Below are 15,264 nucleotides of genomic sequence, written 5' to 3' on the forward strand. Positions count from 1 at the left end.
TGATTCAGTTGTTAAAGAGCGTTTCGATCAGGCCTTTCGCCTCAATCAAGGCCGCGCATTCTACAGCAGCCTTTCAATCTGTCAAGCTGTTTTTCGAAGAATTTTTTCTTTCTACTCAACCACTTGCAGAAACCTCAGCTTCATCTCTTCCGCTTCGGTGAGGCGCTCATTCTACAGCGGCCTCTTACTTCGTCAAGTTGCTTTTGAAGAAATTTTCTTTCCATCTCAACAACTTAGCGCTTCGTCGAAACTGGTTCGCTTCAGCGAGGCGCGCATTCTACATGAGCCAGGGAGACTGTAAACCCCCCTGCGCACGAAAAAACCGAAAAAACCTGATCGTGCGATCAAATCAGAGAGAAGCCACTGCGCTTTGCCGGTCCACCGAGAGATTCGACTCAGACCACTCCCGCCTCTCGCAGGGCGTCAATCTGAGCCTCGTCCAGGCCGAGCAGACCTGCCAATACCGCTTCGGTGTGCTGCCCCAGCAGCGGCGGTGCCGAGCGGTAAACCACCGGCGTAGCGGACAGCCGCAGCGGACTGGCCACCTGAGGAGTGGTGCTGCCCATGGCATTGGGCAGGTCGAGACGCAGCCCCCGAGCCTGTACCTGCGGATCGGCAAACACCTGCTCCAGGTTGTTGATCGGCCCACAGGGCACCCCGGCCGCCTCGAGTTGCTCGATCCACTGCGCGGTGGTCTTGAATACCGTGGCCTGACGCAACAGCGGGATCAGTTCGGCACGGCTGGCAACCCGCGCCTTGTTGGTCGAGAAGCGCTCGTCATCAGCTAGATGAGCAATACCGGCCACCTCGCAGAACTTGCGGAACTGGCCGTCGTTGCCCACAGCCAGGATGAAGTTGCCATCGGCGCTGGGGAAGTCCTGATAGGGCACGATGTTCGGATGAGCGTTACCCAGGCGCTTGGGCGAAACGCCGGTCGCCAAGTAGTTCATGGCCTGGTTAGCCAAACAGGAGACCTGCACGTCCAGCAGGGCCACATCTATATGCTGGCCGATACCCGACTGCTCGCGCTGGTTCAGTGCAGCCAGCACACCCACCGTCGCATAGAGCCCGGTGAGAATATCGGTCAACGCCACGCCAACCTTCATCGGCCCGGCACCCTCCTCACCATCGGGACGGCCGGTCAGGCTCATCAGGCCGCCCAGCCCCTGGATCATGAAGTCATAACCGGCTCGCTTGGCGTATGGGCCGGTCTGACCGAAGCCGGTGATGGAGCAGTAGATCAGTCGCGGATTGACCGCCTTCAGCGACTCGTAGTCGAGTCCGTAGGCCGCCAGACCGCCCACCTTGAAGTTCTCCAGCACCACGTCGCAGCGGCTAACCAGTTCGCGTACCAGGCGCTGGCCTTCCGGCTGGGTGAAATCAAGGGTCAGCGACTGCTTGTTGCGATTGGCGCTCTGGAAGTAGGCCGCCTCGCGCGAATCCCGTCCCTCGCCGTCCTTTATAAAGGGAGGCCCCCAGTGCCGGGTATCGTCACCGGTTCCCGGCCGCTCGACCTTGATCACTTCGGCGCCGAGGTCTGCGAGGATCTGTCCGCACCAGGGGCCGGCCAGTACGCGGGACAGATCGAGCACACGGATATGAGACAGAGCACCTGACATCTGGAACACTCCACAGGCTGCAAACAGCGCAGCATGAGTCAGAGGGAGGCGCGTATGACACACGCCACACCCGCTGGATTTAGAAGAACGCTTGAATGCCGGTCTGGGCACGGCCGAGGATCAGCGCATGCACGTCATGGGTGCCTTCATAGGTGTTGACCACCTCCAGGTTGACCAGGTGACGCGCAATGCCGAACTCGTCGCTGATACCGTTTCCACCAAGCATGTCACGCGCCAGACGGGCGATATCCAATGCCTTGCCACAACTGTTGCGTTTCATGATCGAGGTGATTTCCACTGCGGCAGTGCCTTCGTCCTTCATCCGGCCGAGCCGCAGGCAGCCTTGCAGAGCCAGAGTGATTTCGGTCTGCATATCGGCCAATTTCTTCTGGATCAACTGGTTGGCAGCCAGCGGACGGCCGAACTGGTTACGATCCAGCACGTATTGCCGGGCGGTATGCCAGCAGAACTCGGCGGCGCCCAGTGCGCCCCAACTGATACCGTAACGGGCAGAGTTCAGACAGGTGAACGGGCCGCGCAGGCCTCGCACTTCAGGGAAGGCGTTCTCTTCCGGGCAGAATACGTTGTCCATGACAATCTCACCGGTGATCGAGGCGCGCAGACCGACCTTGCCATGGATTGCCGGGGCGGACAGGCCTTCCCAGCCCTTTTCCAGAACGAAGCCACGAATCTGTCCCTCGTCATCCTTGGCCCAGACCACAAAGACGTCGGCGATCGGGCTGTTGGTGATCCACATCTTGCTGCCGGTCAGTCGGTAGCCACCTTCGACCTTCTTGGCGCGGGTAACCATGGAACCCGGATCGGAACCGTGGTTTGGCTCGGTCAGACCGAAGCAGCCGATGTATTCGCCGCTGGCCAGCTTGGGCAGGTATTTCTGGCGGGTGGCCTCACTGCCAAATTCATAGATCGGCACCATCACCAACGAGGACTGCACGCTCATCATTGAGCGATAACCGGAGTCGATACGCTCCACTTCACGTGCGATCAGGCCATAGCACACGTAGTTCAGGCCGCTACCGCCGTAGGCTTCGGGAATGGTCGCACCGAGCAGGCCGGTCTCGCCCATCTCGCGGAAAATGGCCGGATCCGTATGCTCGTTACGGAAGGCCTCCAGCACGCGCGGGGCCAGCTTGTCGTCGGCAAACTGACGAGCACTATCGCGCACCATGCGCTCTTCTTCGGTCAGTTGCTGGTCGAGCAGCAGGGGATCTTCCCAGTTGAAACTTACCTTGGCCATTGCGAGAACCTCGAAGCGGTGACAGAAACGGGCGGCCACGCCAGCCCGGAATCCCCTGATCCTAGGCCGACATCTACGACAGGACAAACGAAGAATTTGCACAAATATGTGCATAAAACGCACTTCGAAATGAGCTATTGTCCACCCAGGATCATTATTGAGTGAGGCTTTTGCATAATGCGCCGCAAGATTCCCAGCACCGCCGCGCTTGTCGCATTCGAGTCGGCAGCGCGCCACCAGAGCTTTACCAAAGCCGCGGAGGAACTGAGCCTGACGCAGAGCGCCATTTGCCGACAGATTGCCGGGCTGGAGAACTTCCTCAACGTCGAGCTGTTCCGTCGCTCCCGGCGCGGCGTGGTACTGACTGAAGCCGGCGTGGCCTACAGCCGCAAGGTGGCGACACAACTTGATGCCGTAGAACGCGATACCCTGGCCCTGATGGGTAAGCAGGGTTCCGCCAGCATCGAGCTGGCAGTGGTGCCGACCTTCGGCACTCAGTGGCTGCTGCCGCGCCTGCGTAATTTCCAGCAGTTGCATCCAGAGGTAACGGTGCACCTGACCAACCGCACCCGCCCCTTCCTGTTCGCCGACACCCACTTTGATGCCGCTATCTATTACGGCGATGCCGAATGGTCAGGCACCGCAGCCCACTTTCTGATGGACGAACACCTGTTGCCGGTGTGCAGCCCGGCCCTGCTCGCCGATACGCCGGTCACGCCCGAGCGCATCGCCGAGCTGCCACTGTTGCAGCAGACCACCCGCCCCTATGCCTGGCGTCAGTGGTTCGCCGCCCAGGGACTGAGCGCACCACGGGACATGGCCGGGCCACGCCTGGAGCTGTTTTCCATGCTGGCCCAGGCGGCCCTCCACGGCATGGGCATAGCGCTGATACCACCCTTTCTAATCCAGCGCGAGCTGGCAGACGGTAGCCTGATCGTCGCCCTAAACCGCGCCGTGTCCACTGCAGATCGTGCCTATTACCTCATGGTGCCGGAACGCAAGGCCGAATCCGCCGCCCTCAAGGCATTTCGCGACTGGCTATTGAAGGAGGCGACCAGCTATCGCAAGGAATAACCCGAACCGACAGCCAAACCATATTGCACACCCTAGGGTTTTTATAGCGCACAAACAGCACTGGTAGTTTATTTTTGGTCACACTACATTGATATGACGAACATCCGTACGCTCGACCCACTACCTGCGGGTCATTTCGCTATTTTGAACGCGCCGGGCAATATAATTTACAAATAACTCTGATCGACAAACGGTCGCCCTCCAGACGAACACCAACTCTCCCTCCAAAGCACCGCCAACCCTGACTTTGACCAGAAAAAACGGGGCCTTCAGGCGCTATAAAAATCACTCATAGACCCATTACTTGTAGTAATGCATTTTTTTTACTCCATAACTTCTTGTAAGGGTCGACGTTCGATTGCACAATGCCGCGCCTGCCCGCCGGGCAGTGTTTTTGTGCTGATCCCCAAATCGCCAGCGTGCCAGCGTAGTGCGCAGGTTCACCAAAAAGATCACGCAGGAGATTAGAAGTGCACATCGGTGTTCCTCTCGAAACCCATGCTGGGGAAACGCGGGTTGCCGCGACACCCGAGACTGTCAAGAAACTGGTTGGTCAGGGCCACCAGGTGACCGTCCAGACCGGTGCAGGCGTCAACGCCAGCATTCCGGACAGTGCCTATGAGGCCGCTGGTGCAACCATCGGCACTGCTTCGGTTGCCTTCGCGGCCGACCTGGTGCTGAAGGTTCTCGCCCCGAGCGAAGCAGAACTGGCACAGATGAAGACCGGGGCCGTACTGGTCGGCATGCTCAACCCGTTCTGCAACGACACCATCGCGCGCATGAATGCCCGTGGTATCACCGCCTTCGCCCTGGAGGCCGCGCCGCGCACCTCCCGCGCGCAGAGCCTGGACGTACTGAGCTCGCAGGCCAACATCGCCGGCTACAAGGCCGTGATGCTCGCCGCCAACCACTACCCGCGCTTCATGCCGATGCTGATGACCGCCGCCGGCACCGTTAAGGCCGCCCGCGTGCTGATCCTCGGCGCCGGTGTTGCCGGACTGCAGGCCATCGCCACTGCCAAGCGTCTGGGTGCGGTAATCGAGGCCTCCGATGTTCGCCCTGCCGTGAAGGAGCAGATCGAGTCGCTCGGCGCCAAGTTCGTCGACGTGCCGTTCGAAACAGACGAAGAACGCGAGTGCGCCCAGGGCGTCGGCGGCTATGCCCGGCCCATGCCGCAGTCGTGGATGGAACGCCAGGCCAAGGCTGTGCATGAGCGCGCCAAGCAGGCCGACATCGTCATTACCACCGCGCTGATTCCGGGCCGCAAGGCACCGACCCTGTTGCACGAAGCCACCGTGCAGGAAATGAAGCCAGGCTCGGTAGTCATCGACCTGGCTGCAGCCCAGGGTGGCAACTGCCCGCTGACCGAGCCGGATCAGGTAGTGGTCAGGCACGGCGTGACCATCGTCGGCCATACCAACCTGGCCGCGCTGGTGCCGGCGGATGCCTCCGCCCTGTATGCGCGCAACCTGCTGGACTTCCTCAAGCTCGTGATCGACAAGGAAGGCCGGTTCCAGCTCAACCTCGAAGACGACATCGTTGCGGCCTGCCTGATGTGCAATGCCGGCGAAGTCGTGCGCAAGAACGGCTAAGGAGTAGGGACATGGACCTGATTTCCGACGGTATCTACAACCTCATCATCTTCGTACTGGCCATTTATGTCGGCTACCACGTGGTGTGGAACGTCACCCCGGCCCTGCACACCCCGCTGATGGCCGTGACCAACGCGATTTCCGCCATCGTCATCGTCGGCGCCATGCTGGCCGCCGCACTGACCGTCACGCCGCTGGGCAAGGCCATGGGCACCCTGGCCGTAGCACTGGCTGCGGTCAACGTGTTCGGTGGCTTCCTGGTCACCCGGCGCATGCTGGAAATGTTCAAGAAGAAAGCCCCGAAGGCTCAGGTGGAGAAGTAACCGATGAGCATGAACCTGATCACCCTTCTCTATCTGGTTGCCTCGGTGTGCTTCATCCAGGCACTCAAGGGTCTGTCGCATCCGACTACATCGCGCCGCGGGAACCTGTTCGGCATGGTCGGCATGGCCATCGCCGTGCTCACCACAGTCGGTCTGATTCACAAGCTGGGCAGCGAGCTGGCCATACAGGGCTTGGGCTTTGTCATCGTCGGCTTGCTGATCGGTGGCACCGCCGGCTCGATCATGGCCAAGCGCGTCGAAATGACCAAGATGCCGGAACTGGTTGCCTTCATGCACAGCATGATCGGTCTGGCCGCCGTGTTCATCGCCATCGCCGCGGTCGTGGAGCCTCAGTCGCTGGGTATCGTTGCCAGCATGCTCGACCCGATTCCGGTCGGTAACCGCCTGGAGCTTTTCCTCGGCGCAGCCATTGGTGCAATTACCTTCTCCGGTTCGGTGATCGCCTTCGGCAAGCTGTCGGGCAAATACAAGTTCCGCCTGTTCCAGGGGGCGCCGGTGGTGTTCAAGGGCCAGCACCTGCTGAATCTGGTTGTAGGCCTGGCGATCATCGCCCTTGGCCTGTATTACACCTTCACTGGTGACATCCGCGCCTTCGCCGTGCTGGTGGCACTGGCCTTCGTCATCGGTGTACTGATCATCATCCCCATTGGCGGTGCGGACATGCCGGTGGTGGTGTCGATGCTCAACTCCTACTCGGGCTGGGCTGCAGCCGGTATCGGCTTCTCGCTGAACAACTCGATGCTGATCGTAGCCGGCTCCCTGGTCGGTTCTTCCGGTGCCATCCTCTCGTACATCATGTGCAAGGCGATGAACCGCTCGTTCTTCAACGTCATCCTCGGCGGCTTCGGTGCCGACGCCGATGCCGGCGCCGCGGCTGGCGAGCAGGTACAGCGCAGCGTTAAGTCGGGCTCGGCGGACGACGCCGCGTTCCTGCTGACCAACGCCGACTCGGTGGTGATCGTGCCCGGCTACGGTCTGGCCGTGGCGCGCGCCCAGCATGCGCTGATGGAGCTGGCGGAAAAGCTGACCCATCGTGGTGTTACCGTAAAGTATGCGATCCACCCGGTGGCCGGCCGCATGCCAGGCCACATGAACGTGCTGCTGGCCGAAGCCGAAGTGCCATACGAGCAGGTGTTCGAAATGGAGGACATCAACTCCGAGTTCGGCCAGACCGACGTGGTACTGGTGCTCGGCGCCAACGACGTGGTCAACCCCGCGGCGAAGAACGATCCGAAGTCGCCGATCGCCGGCATGCCGATCCTCGAGGCGTATAAGGCCAAGACAGTGATCGTCAACAAACGCTCCATGGCCAGCGGCTATGCCGGCCTGGACAACGAACTGTTCTATATGGACAAGACCATGATGGTCTTCGGCGACGCCAAGAAGGTCATCGAGGACATGGTCAAGGCCGTTGAATAACGTCTGACCAACCCGTCAGAAAACCCGGCCTTGTGCCGGGTTTTTTGTGCTCTGCAGCAGGAAAAATTGATTTTCAGGTCAAATAACTAAACAGACCAATTCAAAACTGTACCGCAATCAATTCCCTAATAAATTTCAATTTTGCATTAATTTTTACCTGTATATAAGCAGAAACTCCAGCTAGTTCACTTATCACCATAACAGTTTGGTATTTTTTTTGCCTAACAGTTACAAAGCAAACTATCTAATTTGGCTGCAATTTATCATAGCTGTGACTACAGCCTGCGACTGGCACCCGGGATAATTTCTCCATCGAAAGCAAACCCCAGCTCCGCCACAAGCGGAAGGATGATCATCATGGAACGTACCCTCGATTCCGCCCTGCTTCAGTCGAACTCTGCCGCCAGTGTTTCCTCCTGGCCGCTTCGTCTGATCGCCACGCTCAGCCTGTGGCAGCGCCGCATCGTCAGCCGTCGTCAACTGGCTCGACTGGATGCACGCCTGCTGGCCGACGCCGGTATCAGCGAGACCCAGCGCTACGCCGAACTGCAGAAGCCGTTCTGGCGTTAAGCCGACATACCAGCTTTGCTCCCTCCCAAGTTGGGACTTTCTGAAAGCTCCATCGTCTCTGCTGCGATGGGGCTTTCGTTTTATCCGCAACAGTTTCCTTTGGCACAAGCAGCACAGTTTGGAATTCATACAAACTGAACCGGCACAATTCTCTTTTCCTGCTCCTGCCTTTTCCTCCGCCCTTGCCCCAACCTGAGCAGGCCATCCTTGCCTTCAGCAGGAGACTGCCATGGAACCGCTACCAACCACGCTTTCCCGCTCCCCTGAGAAGAAACACCTCGACGGTTTCAGCCTTTATGCCCGCCTGCGTCTTTGGCAGCGCAACCTGCGCACCCGGCACCAGCTCCGCAGACTGACCGCCGAACAACTGACCGATGCCGGAATCAGCAGCAGCCAGCGCGACAGCGAGCTGGAAAAGCCATTCTGGCGTTAAGACCGGCATGGAGCCATCGGTTCAGATCGGCTAAGCTGCGCGCGGGCAAACGGACTGCTCGAATCCTGCGGAGTTACCTCACCATGAATTTGAAACAATCCCTGATTACCGGCCTCCTCTGCTTCGGCATCACTGCGGGTGCCAGCGCCACCAGCCTGGTGGCTACCACCGATGCACTGGTCGGGGCCGTAGCCAGCACTACCGAAGCCGTCTCCGACATCAGCAGCTCTCTACGCGACTCCAAGGTAGTCCGTGCAGCTCGCGACGATGCCGCCAGTTTCGTTGCCAGCAACGGCGTCATTCGCGGCGCCCGCCTGGAAACGGCTTTGATCCATATCCGTCAGCAGGCTCCGGAACTGGCCAAGACCGAGGATATGCAGCTGGCCCAGGCCATTCTCAGCCGCTGAGCCCCATGGGCATTGCCCAGCCAGACGGCGATCAGCCGGGTCGCCGTCGTCTAACCACCATTGCGTGAACCTCGTCGGGCAACCGACAACGGGCAGCCCGACAGTGCTTGGCCGTCATCCGCGATTGGGCTAGCCTAGGCGCCCCCTGACCGGGCCGCAGGCCTTGCGGGAACATGCCCGGCCAGGCCTCGTCAAAGCGTTTATCCGTCGTTCTCCGGAGTCACCCCATGCGCCTTTCTCTTCTTCCCCTGGTCGCTGCCTGCGCCCTGTTCAGCACTCTCGTCCAGGCACAAACGCTGGTGGCCACCAGCAATATCGTGGTGCGCGCACTCGATCGCAGCATCAACTTCACCTCGGACACCACTACCTCGCTGCGCGACATGAAGGCCGTGATTCAGGCCCGTGACGACGCCGCCAGCTTCGTCGCCAGTGCCGGAAAGATTCGCGGGGCGCAACTGGAAGCCGCTCTGCAGGCCATCCGTCAACAATTGCCCGAGGCGCAGAACGCCAGCGACCTGCAACTGGCTGAAGCCATCCTCGCTCTGTGACAAGCCCGGGCGCCTGGCTCTGCGGGCTACTACTACTCGCCTGCGCCGGCAACTCGACCGCCGAGCTGCGCCTCGAGCTGGACACACAGGATCTGGATCCGGCCGCGCAACAAGCCAGCCAGCTGCTGCTGGATGAAGCCTTGGCCGCTTTGCCACCCCCGTTCATCGAGCGTCTGGATCGAAGGGTACGGGTCAGCTGGCGCGACAATCTGCCGGAAACCATCTACGGCCAGGTAGGACGTTTCAGCGGTATCGAACTCAATGCCGCACTGCTGCCCGACCTAGTCGACGGCTCGGCAGCGCAACAGCAGACCGATCGCCCCCACGGTACGATGCGACGCGAGCTGCTGGCTACCCTGATTCACGAGCTGGCCCATCTGTACGACCGCGCACGCCTGTGGCCGGCGGCCGAGCGCCAACTGATCCAACGCTGTCGGCGACAGGCTCGCAGCATGGGGCTGGTGGGCCTGCCTGAGCCATGCCGTGGCCAGGAAGCACGCCGCTTCACCTTGAGCGACGATCCGCGCCTGCTCGACCTGGCGGGCTGGCCGCAACGTGTTGGTCGACGCGGCGCCCGCACCAACGACAATGGCCAGGTGGCACGCAGCCCTGACCCCTACGAACTGAGCAGTCCGCTGGAGTTTGTCGCGGTCAACCTGGAATATTTTCTGCTCGATCCGAGCTACGCCTGTCGCCGGCCTTCCCTGGCGCGGCATCTGAGCGACCACTTCGACGGCTGGGCACCGCCGGCCACTCCCTGCAGCGAGGGCTACGCCTATCTCAATGCCGGCCGTGACTTCGCCCACCAGCCTCTGGCACGCATCGATCCGGATCGAGTGTACGAAGTCCACTACCTGCTCGCCGAGGCCAACGACGCCTGGATGAGCCGCTGGGGCCACAGCATGCTGCGCCTGGTGATCTGCGCCCCCGATCGACCGCGCGGGCCGGATTGCCGGCTGGATCTAGACCAACATCTGGTGCTGTCCTACCGCGCCTTTGTCGGCGATGTGCAACTGTCGAGCTGGGACGGAATGACCGGTGCCTACCCCTCGCGCCTGTTCGTCCTGCCGCTGGAGCAGGTAATCGACGAATACACCAAGGTCGAACTGCGCAGCCTCATTTCAGTGCCGCTTTCATTGTCGCGCCACCAACTGGAGCAACTGGTAGCCCGAGCCGCCGAGCAGCACTGGAGCTACGACGGCGACTACTTCTTCATCGCCAACAACTGCGCAGTGGAAACTCTCAAGCTGTTACGCAGCGGCACCGCTCATCCTGACTTGCAGGCGCTGGACAGCATCCTGCCCAACGGTCTGCTGCAACTGCTGATTGCCCGAGACCTGGCCGATCCCGGTGCACTGGGCGATCCACGCGAGGCGCTGCGCCTGGGCTATCGCTTCGATTCCTTCCGCGAGCGCTATCAGGCCATGTTTGAAGTGTTGCGCCAACGCCTGCCAATACCTCAGCGCGAAGTGGAAAGCTGGCTGGAACAACCGGCCGTGCAGCGCCGCAACTGGTTTGCCAACTCTGATCTGCGCGCCAGCGCTGCCCTGCTCCTGCTGGAACAGGCTGCATTGCGCCGGCAAATGCTACTGGCCCAAGACGAACTCAAGCGCCGCTACCTGACCGGTCGCGCTGTGGGTGATCCGAGCCTGAACAGGGCTGGTGAGGCACTGGAGCAGTTGCTGGCCAACAGTGGCTTTCTCAGTCGCCCGGCCGAATTGCTCGAAGGCGGCTACGGCCTGCCCCAGCAGGCAGAATGGGAAACTCTGGAAGCCGGTAGCCGCGAGCGTCAGCAGCGGCTGCGTCAGCTCAGCGACCAGCTTGATGGTGAAGTACGCAACCTGCTGCAAGCCGAACGCCTGGCCGAGCTGGAGGCCTGCGAGGCCAATCTGGTCGCACTGGGCGAGCATCTGCGCGCTCTGCACAAGGCCAGTGGCGGACTGGAACTGCCCTAGGTTTGCTGCCTAGAGATACATCGAGTCGGCGTACTCCTTGCATTGCCCCGCTCCGCTGACCAAGATAAACGCTCACTACCACCGGGGGTTCCCGTGACAGACCTGCTGCTGGCCCTGTGGCCGCTGTTCGCCATGATAGTCGCCGGCTACTGGCTGCGTTCGCGCAACTTTCCCAGTGAGGCTTTCTGGCCAGGCGCCGAGCGCCTGAACTACTTCATTCTGTTTCCCGCGCTGTTGTTCTCCAGCCTGGCCAAGGCGCCGCTGGACAACCCGGCGCTGCCGCGTTTGGCACTGGCCGTGCTGCTCGGCCTGGGCATCGCCTGGCTGGCGCTGCTGCTGGTACGACAGCTACGTGGCTGGCCGGCCGGGCGCTTCGGTGCCTTCACCCAGGGCATTCTACGCTTCAATACCTACCTCGGCCTCGCAGCGGTGGGTAGTCTGTTCGGCCAGCAAGGCCTGACCTTGGCGGCAATCATGCTGGCACTGATGGTGCCGGCAGTGAATGTGCTTTCCGTCTGGGCACTGACTGCCGAACGCGGCGTCAGCCTCCGCAGCCTGCTCCTGCCGATTGCAAAGAATCCGCTGATCCTCGCCTGCCTTGGCGGCACCCTGTTCAACCTGACAGGCATCGGCCTGCCCGGCGGTAGCGACCGCCTGCTCAATTTGCTGGCCGCCGCCAGCCTGCCACTGGGGCTGCTTTGCGTCGGCGCCGCACTCAAGCCCGAGCAACTGGGTGGCGAGATTCCGGCACTGGGCCTGAACAGCATCCTGCGCCTGCTGGTGATGCCTCTGCTGGCCTGGGGCGTGGCCTGGGGCCTGAATCTGCCGGCGATGGAAAGCGCCGTGCTGGTACTGTTTTTCGCCCTGCCCACCGCTCCGACCGCCTACGTACTGACGCGCCAGCTCAGTGGTGACAGCCAGCTGATGGCCGGGCTCATCACCCTGCAAACCCTGCTGGCAGCCGGTACCCTGCTGCTGGTGATGGCACTCTTGTGACACCACGCGGTTACACTTCTCGGGGCTAGGCTGCAGGCTGCTGACTTGACTCCAGCCAGCCAGACACAGTATTTCCAGCCGGGTCGACTTCAGCCCGTCCACCCTGACGCAGTCCGAGCCACCGATGAACGACACGCCAACACCGGATCAGCCCGATGTCTTTCCCTACCTGCAGCTGATGCACCAGCGCGGTGGCTCCGACTGTTTCTTCAGCGTCGGCGCCCCACCGCACATGAAGATCGAAGGCCATAGCCAGCCAGTAGGCCAGCGGGTTCTGCGGCCGGGCGAAGTGCAGCAGATGGCCTACCAGTTGATGACCCAGAAGCAGATCGCCGAGTTTGAGCGCGATCTGGAAATGAACCTGGCCATCAGCCTGCAGAACGCCGGACGCTACCGGATCAACGTCTACTACCAGCGCGGCGAGGTGACCATGGTGGTGCGCCTGATCCAGGGCACCATCCCGAGTTTCGAGGCACTGGGTCTGCCCAAAATGCTGGAGAAACTGTCACTGCAGGATCGCGGCCTGATCCTGGTGACCGGAGCGGCAGGTTCCGGCAAGTCCACCACCCTGGCGGCCATGCTCGACTACCGCAACCGGCATCGCAGCGGTCATATCGTCTGTATCGAAGATCCTATCGAGTTCCTCCACAGCCATCAGCGCTCTATCATCGACCAGCGCGAGGTGGGCCTCGATACCCATAGTTTCGAGGATGCCCTGCGCAACGTACTGCGCGAGGCGCCGGACGTAATCATGCTCGGCGAAATCCGCGATGCCTCCACCATGCGCCACGCTCTGCACTACGCCGAGACCGGCCACCTCTGCGTCGCCACCCTGCACGCCACCAGCAGCAGCCATGCCATCGAGCGCATCACGCGTTTCTTCCCGGACGAGGCGCGCAAACAGGTGCTGGCGGATCTGGCCCACAACCTTCTGGCAGTAATCGGCCAGCGCCTGGTGCCGGGACTGTCACAGAAGCGCGTGGCCGCCGTGGAAGTGATGCTGGGCACACCCTACATCCGCGACCTGATCCAGCGCGACGAGCTCGAATCGCTGCGCGAGGCGACCGCACGCGCCGCCGAACAGGGCCTGCAAACCTTCGACCAACACCTCTATGGGCTGCTGGAAAGTGGCCGCATCAGTCTGAGCGAGGCTCTCAAGTACGCCGATTCGCGTACCGACCTGAGCCTGCGGGTAAAACTGCAGCGAGGCTTCTCCGCCGACGACGCCGAACGCAAGGTGCTACGCGACGGTTAAGCGCCGGGCTGTGGCAAACTGGCGCATTGGAGATTTTCGACCAATGCTCAGTGAAAGCCGGTGCAGTTAGGGCTGCTACCGGCCGGCTTCAGGGGGAGCCGCCTTGCCATGCTGACCCTGCTCAATCTGTTGTCTGCCATTGCCCTGCTGGTCTGGGGCACGCACATCGTCCGCACCGGCATCATGCGCGTGTTCGGCTCGCACTTGCGCACCGTGCTCAGCCAGAACGTCAGCCGGCGGCCTCTGGCCTTCGCCGCCGGTATTGGCGTTACTGCTCTGGTGCAGAGCAGCAATGCCACAGCTCTGCTGGTTACCTCCTTCGTCGGGCAGGGACTGATGCCTCTGGCGCCCGGCCTGGCGATAATGCTCGGCGCGGATGTCGGCACAGCACTGATGGCCCGCGTACTGACGCTGGATCTGAGCTGGCTCAGCCCACTGCTGATCTTCCTCGGAGTGATCTTCTTCCTCTCCCGCCGGGAAACCCGTGTCGGCCAGTTGGGCCGGGTCGCCATCGGCCTGGGGCTGATGCTGCTGGCCCTGCAGTTGATCGTCGCCGCCGCCACACCAATCACCGAAGCCCGCGGCATCCGCGTGCTGTTCGCCTCGCTTACCGGCGACCTACTGCTCGATGCTCTGGTCGGCGCATTGTTCGCCCTGCTCACCTACTCCAGCCTGGCGGCAGTACTGCTTACCGCCACCCTGGCCGGTGCAGGCCTGATCAGCCTGCCAGTGGCCATCGGCCTGGTGATCGGCGCCAACATCGGCAGCGGTCTGCTCGCCTTCCTCACCAGCAGCCTGCAAAACCCGGCCGGCCGCCGTGTGGCGCTGGGCAGTCTGCTGTACAAGGTGATCGGCCTGCTTCTGGTACTGCCGGTACTGGAACCGCTGGCCGCCTGGCTGGACAGCCTGAACTGGCTCCCAGCAGAGCTGGTGATCTTCTTTCATCTGCTCTACAACGGCCTGCGTGCCACCCTTATGCTGCCCACGGTGAATTTCATGGCGCGCTTCTGCAACTGGCTGCTGCCGGATCGCACGGACGACCAGGACGACTCGACACCACGCCATCTCGACCCGACCGCGCTGGCGACCCCGACCCTGGCACTGGCCGGAGCGGTGCGCGAGACCCTGCGCATCGGCGATCAGATCGACACCATGCTCAACCACCTGCTGACAGTGCTGGAGCACGATCAGCCAGCATCGAACAAGGAAGTGCGCCGTCTCGACGACAAGGTCAACACCCTCTGCCGGGCGGTCAAACTGTACCTGGCGCAGGTCTCACACGATGCTATGAGCGAGCAGGAGCGCCAGCGTTGGGCAGAGATTCTCGAACTGGCAGTCAACCTGGAACAGGCCAGCGACCTGATCCAGCGCATGCTGAACAAGCTGCAGCATGAAAAAACCGCACAACGCCGGGCATTTTCCGAGAAGGGCGTGGAAGAACTGACCACCCTGCTCAACCAGTTGCTGGCCAACCTGCGCCTGGGTCTCAACGTGTTCCTCACGGCCGACAGCAACAGCGCCAAGCAGCTACTGCGGGAAAAACGCCGTTTCCGCGCTCAGGAAAGGCGCATGGCCCATGCTCACATCGGCCGTCTGCAACGGCAGGTAGTGCAGAGCATCGAGACCAGCTCGCTGCACCTGGATCTGATCGCCGACATGAAACGCCTCAACTCTCTGTTCTGCGCCAGCGCCTACGCCGTGCTGGCCGACGGCGAGACCGGCGCGCTGCAGCTCGATGGCAACGAATAGGCCAGCCGAAGCACTATCGCCGCCCAGACACATTGAGCAGAATCG

General features: G+C 61.6%; 15 protein-coding genes. 13 read left to right on the forward strand and 2 right to left on the reverse strand.

The window, feature by feature from the left end:
* Positions 1–301: hypothetical protein (locus NCCP436_RS00005; protein ID WP_220801744.1), on the forward strand; the 301-nt coding region annotated here is incomplete at its 5' end.
* A gap of 94 nt (positions 302–395) precedes the next feature.
* On the opposite strand, the gene NCCP436_RS00010 is transcribed toward NCCP436_RS00005, so the two are convergent.
* A complete protein-coding gene (locus tag NCCP436_RS00010) occupies positions 396–1,619 on the reverse strand; it encodes a CaiB/BaiF CoA-transferase family protein (RefSeq protein WP_220801745.1) in 1,224 nt (407 codons plus the stop codon).
* 79 nt (positions 1,620–1,698) lie between these two features.
* Entirely contained in the window at positions 1,699–2,877 is a 1,179-nt protein-coding gene (locus NCCP436_RS00015) for an acyl-CoA dehydrogenase (RefSeq protein WP_220801746.1), read from the reverse strand.
* A gap of 177 nt (positions 2,878–3,054) precedes the next feature.
* Between NCCP436_RS00015 and NCCP436_RS00020 the strand changes: the two genes are divergently transcribed.
* From NCCP436_RS00020 to NCCP436_RS00075, 12 genes are all read left to right on the forward strand, one after another.
* Complete coding sequence (locus tag NCCP436_RS00020) at positions 3,055–3,951, forward strand: LysR family transcriptional regulator (protein ID WP_220801747.1); 897 nt, start codon at positions 3,055–3,057, stop codon at positions 3,949–3,951.
* 470 nt (positions 3,952–4,421) lie between these two features.
* On the forward strand, positions 4,422–5,543 hold the full coding sequence (locus tag NCCP436_RS00025; protein WP_220801748.1) for a Re/Si-specific NAD(P)(+) transhydrogenase subunit alpha: 1,122 nt from the start codon (positions 4,422–4,424) through the stop codon (positions 5,541–5,543).
* 11 nt (positions 5,544–5,554) lie between these two features.
* Positions 5,555–5,866 (forward strand): NAD(P) transhydrogenase subunit alpha, encoded by a 312-nt coding sequence (locus NCCP436_RS00030; protein WP_027591131.1) that lies wholly within the window; start codon positions 5,555–5,557, stop codon positions 5,864–5,866.
* Between the two features lie 3 nt (positions 5,867–5,869).
* The gene (locus NCCP436_RS00035) at positions 5,870–7,306 is read left to right on the forward strand and encodes an NAD(P)(+) transhydrogenase (Re/Si-specific) subunit beta (protein WP_220801749.1); all 1,437 of its coding nucleotides are present in this window, start codon (positions 5,870–5,872) and stop codon (positions 7,304–7,306) included.
* A gap of 357 nt (positions 7,307–7,663) precedes the next feature.
* Complete coding sequence (locus NCCP436_RS00040) at positions 7,664–7,876, forward strand: DUF1127 domain-containing protein (RefSeq protein ID WP_220801750.1); 213 nt, start codon at positions 7,664–7,666, stop codon at positions 7,874–7,876.
* A 229-nt stretch (positions 7,877–8,105) separates the two neighbouring features.
* Positions 8,106–8,309, forward strand: a complete 204-nt coding sequence (locus tag NCCP436_RS00045) for a DUF1127 domain-containing protein (RefSeq protein ID WP_220801751.1) — start codon at positions 8,106–8,108, stop codon at positions 8,307–8,309.
* A gap of 83 nt (positions 8,310–8,392) precedes the next feature.
* Complete coding sequence (locus NCCP436_RS00050; protein WP_220801752.1) at positions 8,393–8,716, forward strand: DUF2388 domain-containing protein; 324 nt, start codon at positions 8,393–8,395, stop codon at positions 8,714–8,716.
* Positions 8,717–8,943: 227 nt separating this feature from the next.
* Positions 8,944–9,264: a DUF2388 domain-containing protein gene (locus NCCP436_RS00055; RefSeq protein ID WP_220801753.1), complete on the forward strand. Its 321-nt coding sequence runs from the start codon at positions 8,944–8,946 to the stop codon at positions 9,262–9,264.
* A complete protein-coding gene (locus tag NCCP436_RS00060) occupies positions 9,261–11,219 on the forward strand; it encodes a DUF4105 domain-containing protein (RefSeq protein ID WP_220801754.1) in 1,959 nt (652 codons plus the stop codon). Before NCCP436_RS00055 ends, NCCP436_RS00060 begins: the two co-directional genes overlap by 4 nt.
* Before the next feature lie 132 nt (positions 11,220–11,351).
* Positions 11,352–12,215, forward strand: a complete 864-nt coding sequence (locus NCCP436_RS00065) for an AEC family transporter (RefSeq protein WP_259651426.1) — start codon at positions 11,352–11,354, stop codon at positions 12,213–12,215.
* A 124-nt stretch (positions 12,216–12,339) separates the two neighbouring features.
* Positions 12,340–13,470, forward strand: coding sequence for a PilT/PilU family type 4a pilus ATPase (locus tag NCCP436_RS00070; RefSeq protein WP_220801756.1), 1,131 nt, complete (start codon positions 12,340–12,342; stop codon positions 13,468–13,470).
* Positions 13,471–13,578: 108 nt separating this feature from the next.
* Entirely contained in the window at positions 13,579–15,219 is a 1,641-nt protein-coding gene (locus NCCP436_RS00075; RefSeq protein ID WP_220801757.1) for a Na/Pi cotransporter family protein, read from the forward strand.
* The last annotated feature ends 45 nt before the right edge of the window (positions 15,220–15,264 follow it).

It is taken from the genome of Pseudomonas sp. NCCP-436, from assembly GCF_019656335.1.
Taxonomy (GTDB): domain Bacteria; phylum Pseudomonadota; class Gammaproteobacteria; order Pseudomonadales; family Pseudomonadaceae; genus Aquipseudomonas.

Coding starts and splice junctions, on each gene's coding strand:
- NCCP436_RS00055 (WP_220801753.1), top strand. CDS start 8,944: ATGCGCCTTTCTCTTCTTCCCCTGGTCGCTGCCTGCGCCCTGTTCAGC.
- NCCP436_RS00035 (WP_220801749.1), top strand. CDS start 5,870: ATGAGCATGAACCTGATCACCCTTCTCTATCTGGTTGCCTCGGTGTGC.
- NCCP436_RS00065 (WP_259651426.1), top strand. CDS start 11,352: ATGATAGTCGCCGGCTACTGGCTGCGTTCGCGCAACTTTCCCAGTGAG.
- NCCP436_RS00040 (WP_220801750.1), top strand. CDS start 7,664: ATGGAACGTACCCTCGATTCCGCCCTGCTTCAGTCGAACTCTGCCGCC.
- NCCP436_RS00075 (WP_220801757.1), top strand. CDS start 13,579: ATGCTGACCCTGCTCAATCTGTTGTCTGCCATTGCCCTGCTGGTCTGG.
- NCCP436_RS00030 (WP_027591131.1), top strand. CDS start 5,555: ATGGACCTGATTTCCGACGGTATCTACAACCTCATCATCTTCGTACTG.
- NCCP436_RS00045 (WP_220801751.1), top strand. CDS start 8,106: ATGGAACCGCTACCAACCACGCTTTCCCGCTCCCCTGAGAAGAAACAC.
- NCCP436_RS00010 (WP_220801745.1), bottom strand. CDS start 1,619: ATGTCAGGTGCTCTGTCTCATATCCGTGTGCTCGATCTGTCCCGCGTA.
- NCCP436_RS00070 (WP_220801756.1), top strand. CDS start 12,340: ATGAACGACACGCCAACACCGGATCAGCCCGATGTCTTTCCCTACCTG.
- NCCP436_RS00015 (WP_220801746.1), bottom strand. CDS start 2,877: ATGGCCAAGGTAAGTTTCAACTGGGAAGATCCCCTGCTGCTCGACCAG.
- NCCP436_RS00020 (WP_220801747.1), top strand. CDS start 3,055: ATGCGCCGCAAGATTCCCAGCACCGCCGCGCTTGTCGCATTCGAGTCG.
- NCCP436_RS00050 (WP_220801752.1), top strand. CDS start 8,393: ATGAATTTGAAACAATCCCTGATTACCGGCCTCCTCTGCTTCGGCATC.